The organism is Rhodococcus sp. NPDC076796, from assembly GCF_040702765.1.
Classification (GTDB): domain Bacteria; phylum Actinomycetota; class Actinomycetes; order Mycobacteriales; family Mycobacteriaceae; genus Rhodococcoides.
This window is the reverse complement of sequence record NZ_JBFBMS010000033.1, coordinates 1-1,687: the sequence shown is the minus strand read 5'-3', so window position 1 is coordinate 1,687 and position 1,687 is coordinate 1. Positions and strand designations below refer to the sequence as shown.

Below are 1,687 nucleotides of genomic sequence, written 5' to 3'. Positions count from 1 at the left end.
TGACGGCGCTCAGTGAAAGTGCCCAGATCTGATCTCTGAAAGTGCTCACCCGTGTGGCTCCGCCAATGAGGGCGGGCCTCCTCCGATGCTGATGGTCTCTGACCACACACCAGCGCCCCGAAGGAGACCCGCGATCTCATGCTTACATGGGAAGAGGACATGGAGATATCCGCACTGCACAAACGAGGCATGTCGATCTCGGACATCGCCCGCCATACCGGCCGCAACCGCCGCACCGTCCGCAACTACATCAACGGAACCACCACCCCAGGTGTGCGACGAAAGTCCACGACGGACCCGTTCGAGGACTTCATCGACTACATCCGCTACCGATTCACCGAGGACCCGCACCTGTGGGCGGTCGCCCTGTTCGACGAACTGTTGGCCCTGGGCTTCGCACTGTCCTATCCGACGATGACCCGCAAGATCCGGCAGCAGAAACTACGCCCGATCTGCCTGGCCTGCAGGACCGCAACCGACCGAGCCAACGCCATCATCGACCACCCACCGGGCGAAGAAACCCAATGGGACTACGTCGATCTACCGAACCCGCCGACTGAATGGGGTTGGGGCAGAACAGCACACCTGTGGGTCGGCTCCCTCGCACACTCGGGGAAATGGCGGGCGGTACTGACCCCGTCGATGGATCAACCACATCTGGTCGACAATCTCGACCGCGTTGTCCGCGCTCTCGGCGGCACCACCCGAGTCTGGCGTTTCGACCGGATGGCCACTGTCTGCCACCCCGAGTCCGGTGCGGTGACCGCCAGCTTCGCCGGCGTCGCGAAGTACTACGGGGTCTCGGTCGCGATCTGCCCACCGCGGAGAGGGAACCGCAAAGGTGTCGTCGAGAAAGCGAATCACACTGCAGCACAACGTTGGTGGCGGTCATTGCCGGACATGAGCGTCGAGCAGACCCAAGCGCATCTCGACAACTTCTGTGCCGCCATCTCCGACAGTCGCACCCGCCACACCCCGGACGGAACCAGCACTGTCGCAGACCTCGCAGCGGCCGAACCCCTGCAGGAACCGCCGGCGACGGCGTATCCGGTGATTCTCGGCGACAGTCGGACGGCGTCGCGGCAAGCGTTGGTGTCCTACCGCGGCAACCAGTACTCCGTCCCGCCGGAGTTGGCGTCTGCGCAGGTCACCGTCACCCGCCCCGTCGGCGGTAGTCATCTCGACATCGTCACTGCCTCCGGCATCACTGTCGCCAGGCATGCGGTCGCCGCCGACGGTCTCGGCATGATCGTCCGCGACAGCGGTCATGTCGTCGCACTCGAACGGGCCGCGATGGCGACCGCGAACACCGGTAAACCGCACCGCCGAAAGGAACGGATACCACCCGGGCCTGATGCGCTCAGGGCGGCAGAAGTATTGCGTGGCAGCCGTTTTCATAGTACGAACAACTCGACAGGAGCAGCTGAAACCGATTCCGCGGCAGCATCATCGGATGTCGTCGACCTCTCGGCCTACGAGCGGGCTGCACGGGGAAGGAACACTCTCGCATGAGTGAAACACCGAAAGGAGGTGCCGCTGCCGATCGACTTCCCGCACCGAACACCGCGGAAGCAGCGAGCCTTTACCAACGTTTGCGTGGCCATCTCGGGGTCCTCAAACTCGCCGACGCCGCCGAAGCACTGCCTGCGGTCCTCGACCAGGCCGCGGCGGAGGAGCTGTCGATGAC

The 1,687-nt window shown here is 64.1% G+C and carries 1 protein-coding gene and 1 pseudogene; both read left to right on the top strand.

Annotation, left to right across the window (positions count from 1 at the left end; all coding sequences use genetic code 11):
• Positions 1–138 precede the first annotated feature (138 nt).
• Positions 139–1,512 (top strand): IS21 family transposase, encoded by a 1,374-nt coding sequence (locus tag AB0366_RS27045; protein WP_366246613.1) that lies wholly within the window; start codon positions 139–141, stop codon positions 1,510–1,512.
• Positions 1,509–1,687: pseudogene (locus tag AB0366_RS27040) on the top strand (AAA family ATPase); the annotation flags it as partial. The gene AB0366_RS27045 and the pseudogene AB0366_RS27040, both read left to right, overlap by 4 nt.